The sequence below is a fragment of the Rhodococcus sp. BP-160 genome (genome assembly GCF_019836205.1).
GTDB lineage: Bacteria > Actinomycetota > Actinomycetes > Mycobacteriales > Mycobacteriaceae > Rhodococcoides.
In genome coordinates this window covers 1-3,061 of sequence record NZ_JABUEK010000009.1, presented here as the reverse complement: position 1 = coordinate 3,061, position 3,061 = coordinate 1, and the positions used below count along the sequence as shown (strand labels likewise).

The 3,061-nt window shown below is 62.3% G+C and carries 5 protein-coding genes and 1 pseudogene; 1 reads left to right on the top strand and 5 read right to left on the bottom strand.

Annotated features, from left to right (window positions below):
• Positions 1-132: integrase core domain-containing protein (locus HQ306_RS21950; protein WP_156380529.1), on the top strand; the 132-nt coding region annotated here is incomplete at its 5' end.
• On the opposite strand, the gene HQ306_RS21945 is transcribed toward HQ306_RS21950, so the two are convergent.
• The 5 genes and pseudogenes from HQ306_RS21945 to HQ306_RS21925 all read right to left on the bottom strand — a co-directional run.
• Positions 82-813, bottom strand: a complete 732-nt coding sequence (locus HQ306_RS21945) for a cytochrome P450 (protein ID WP_222633552.1) — start codon at positions 811-813, stop codon at positions 82-84. The two genes, HQ306_RS21950 and HQ306_RS21945, sit on opposite strands and share 51 nt — an antisense overlap.
• A complete protein-coding gene (locus tag HQ306_RS21940; protein ID WP_222633551.1) occupies positions 810-1,949 on the bottom strand; it encodes a DUF6545 domain-containing protein in 1,140 nt (379 codons plus the stop codon). The genes HQ306_RS21945 and HQ306_RS21940 overlap by 4 nt, the downstream gene beginning before the upstream one ends.
• Positions 1,946-2,182, bottom strand: coding sequence for a hypothetical protein (locus HQ306_RS21935; protein WP_261770465.1), 237 nt, complete (start codon positions 2,180-2,182; stop codon positions 1,946-1,948). The genes HQ306_RS21940 and HQ306_RS21935 overlap by 4 nt, the downstream gene beginning before the upstream one ends.
• Before the next feature lie 276 nt (positions 2,183-2,458).
• Positions 2,459-2,875 (bottom strand): hypothetical protein, encoded by a 417-nt coding sequence (locus tag HQ306_RS21930; protein ID WP_222633549.1) that lies wholly within the window; start codon positions 2,873-2,875, stop codon positions 2,459-2,461.
• Positions 2,872-3,061: pseudogene (locus HQ306_RS21925) on the bottom strand (hypothetical protein); the annotation flags it as partial. The pseudogene HQ306_RS21925 and the gene HQ306_RS21930, both read right to left, overlap by 4 nt.

Sequence of the window (3,061 nt, the reverse complement as noted above, 5' to 3'; positions counted from 1 at the left end):
GACGAAGCCCGCGCAGCGACCTACCAGGACTGGGTCCATCACTACAATCACCACCGACCCCACACAGGCATCGACGGCAAGTCACCCATCGAGCGACTCACCGTCCACAACCTCCCCGCGAAGAACAACTAGTCGCTGTGCCACGTCGATGTCGTCTCGGTGCTGGTTGCGTTCACGCCTGTAAATTGTCGCTTCGAGAGCGGGATGGGAGTAGGCGGCCCGGTTGATGTACTTCAGCGCCCGAGAGATCCGCACCACCAACTCGTGCGGTGCTGCGTCGTCGAACGATCCGAAGTCGTACCCGAAGGCCACCTCGCCGATCACACCGAGAGCAAGCTTGTTCATGTCCGCCGGTACATCGATCCACGCTCCCGGACCTCGGGCGGTCCACGAGGACAGCAGTTGCTCCGTCTTGCCCACCATCGTGTCGTGATACCGGCGCATCGACGACTGGGAAAACGCCGGTGCCAGAATCGCGTGAGCGGTAGCCCAGGACGGTTCCGAGTTGTACGCAGTGAACAGCCCGTCGCCGGCCACTTGTCGGAGGTTGCCCATGGGTACACCAAGGAACTTGGCCCACGTCGTCTCGTCGTTCACCGCAGCCACTTCGACGGGTCCCGACACGTACGTCACGCGTGTCCCGAATACATTGCGTTCGTATATCGATCCGTACTTCTGCGCATCCCGCATCGCCCACTGGCTGGACTCGGTGACGTGCAGATCAAGGACGTCGCCGAGCACCGGTAGCCGCCGCGGTGGATGCGGCAGCACGCGATCGGACGCTCGTACAGGCCTCACGGTGTTGTCGTTCATTGCTGCTCCCCCTGCGTTGTTGCGATAAGTCTCGGCTCGGTCGGCCAGTGACGGCCGATGGCGGCAAGCACTCGAACTTCTTGCTTCAAGTCGACCGACGGCTCGATCGGCACTTTGATGAACGCTCCTGCCGGCTCGTCGGCGCGTCGTCTATGTGCTGCGAGGTAGAAGACCTCCGCGGCTGACTTGTTGTCGACCGACCCCTCCACAGGAAGGTCTTCCACGTAACGGCCCAGCAGACTCAGCGAATCCCTGATCTCCACGCACATGCGATGAGCTCGATGCACGGGCGACGACTGCGGAGACGGGTGACGGAGGACAACCTCCGGACAGGTCTGAACGAGGTCGGACCACATCGGCGTCAGAGAGCGGATCGACCGGGTCCAGCAGTCGACGCCCAGCGACTCGGTGACCGCTCGCCAGAGAGGTAACGCCGCGCACAGCGTTGCCACTGCCAGCAAGTAGATGAAGCTGACCTCGTTCAGCGTCACCCGCAAGGCCACGAAGTCCCGAGCGATTCCGATTGCGGCGAACGCTCCCATCAGCAAGATCGAGACGGCCTCCTCCAAACCCCACACGGCCACGATCGCAAACAGCCAGAACACCATCGACACTTGTGTTGGCAGCTGACCGCGGCGCAGCTCCCCCACAGAAACACGCAGGTACAGATACGGCATGAACGCTGCCCACACAGAAAACAGCGCGAAGTACACCGCCGTTCGCCAACCCGGTTGGACATCGATGTACTCGCCAGAGCCCCGCGCCGAGGAACCGACGACGATCATCAGCGCTCCGCTGGCAAGTGCAAGCATCATCACCACTGTGGTCGTCGAGGCGTGTCCCTCAGGTCGTCGCCACCGGAGGGCGATAGCAATCAGCGGTGCAAGCGCCAAAAGTAGCGCCACGGTACCGAGTTGCTGCATCAGCGGCACGTCGATCACGGTGCCGGTGGCTGACGCCACCGCCGACTGAATCGCCCCTTCGCGAGCGAGACCAGACGAAATACCGAGCGCCAGAGCCATATTGACGAGACGAGAGGTGGCAGTCCGGCTCGCAAGCACAAGCCTGGCGAGGAGGATGCCGACGCTCCACAGCAGCAGTGGGTATGACACCAGCATCGGCACCGAAGACGTCATGTCAGACCCAAAAAGTCGTGCATCGCGGAGGAACGCCGGTAGCGCGACACTGCCGCCGACATGAGCAGATCAGCGAAGGTCTCGGCTTCGCCTTCCTGATCGTCATCGAAGTTCGATCTTTTCATGACCGATTCGAGCGCATCGAAGTCGATGTCGGGGCAGAGCTCGCGGAGCGCGGCGTCTGCACCTGTCGATCCCCCGTGACCCAGCACCATGTGTCCGACTTCGTGCATGATCGTCTGGTCGACGTGGTAACTCGATGAGTCCGCGTGACAGACGTTTCGTCGTGATCGTGGAACTGCAGCCACAGTCCGCACGGCAAGCCCTGCAGCGTCACTGCGTCGACGGGGACCAGCGCAATCGGTCGACCTCTGTGGGCTGACAGGCTTTCGAGGAAGGCCGTTCTGTCCCACGGACTTGGAACCAAGAGTTCTATGGCGCGGGCTGCCCCGATCACATCATGTGCTGAAAATGTCATTTCCCCCCCAGGAATCGTGAATCGGAAGCTGTTACGGACCGGCCTCGCGCGCGCGGCGCAGGTCGCCCAGGAGATCCGTGAGATGCTCGATGCGCATACGTTCATCACCTGTTCGGAGCCTCATGCCGGTGATCCCTCCATGGAGCACCTCTTCGATCAAACTGAGCTGACTATGGATGCTCGGAGCTGCCGAATCGTCGAGCAAGTAGCTGCTGCTCGACGGGAACACGGTCGCGATCGCCTCGAGCGTCTCTCGTGTGGCAGTACGCGTCCCCTCACGGAGAGCGGAGATGTTGCGTGCGGTGACGCGCCTGCCCAGGGCCTCACTGACGTCCGATGCCACAGACTCAGGGCTTCGTTCAGAGCCGTCCTCAGTGCGCCAGATCTTGAAGAGCAGGTCTAGTCGAGCGTTGACTGGCACCGCCTCCTGCGCCGCAGTTCCCGTCATTTCTGCCCCCTGTTCAAACGCATTTCGAACCGGGCCACCGTCTCCGCCGGCACATCGACGTCACGACCGGCGAGCCAGCGTCTGTAGAGACGCTCCTCGCGCTCCGCCTCGTCAGTCGACTCGCTCGGCTCGTCGAGTAGTTGGCCGAACATCGCGTAGATCGGCGACAGCGAACCGTTCTGGCGC

What these genes read in the sequence shown, in the direction of transcription:
- HQ306_RS21945 (WP_222633552.1), bottom strand. Translation starts at nt 813, where the DNA reads ATGAACGACAACACCGTGAGGCCTGTACGAGCGTCCGATCGCGTGCTG.
- HQ306_RS21940 (WP_222633551.1), bottom strand. Translation starts at nt 1,949, where the DNA reads ATGACGTCTTCGGTGCCGATGCTGGTGTCATACCCACTGCTGCTGTGG.
- HQ306_RS21935 (WP_261770465.1), bottom strand. Translation starts at nt 2,182, where the DNA reads ATGCACGAAGTCGGACACATGGTGCTGGGTCACGGGGGATCGACAGGT.
- HQ306_RS21930 (WP_222633549.1), bottom strand. Translation starts at nt 2,875, where the DNA reads ATGACGGGAACTGCGGCGCAGGAGGCGGTGCCAGTCAACGCTCGACTA.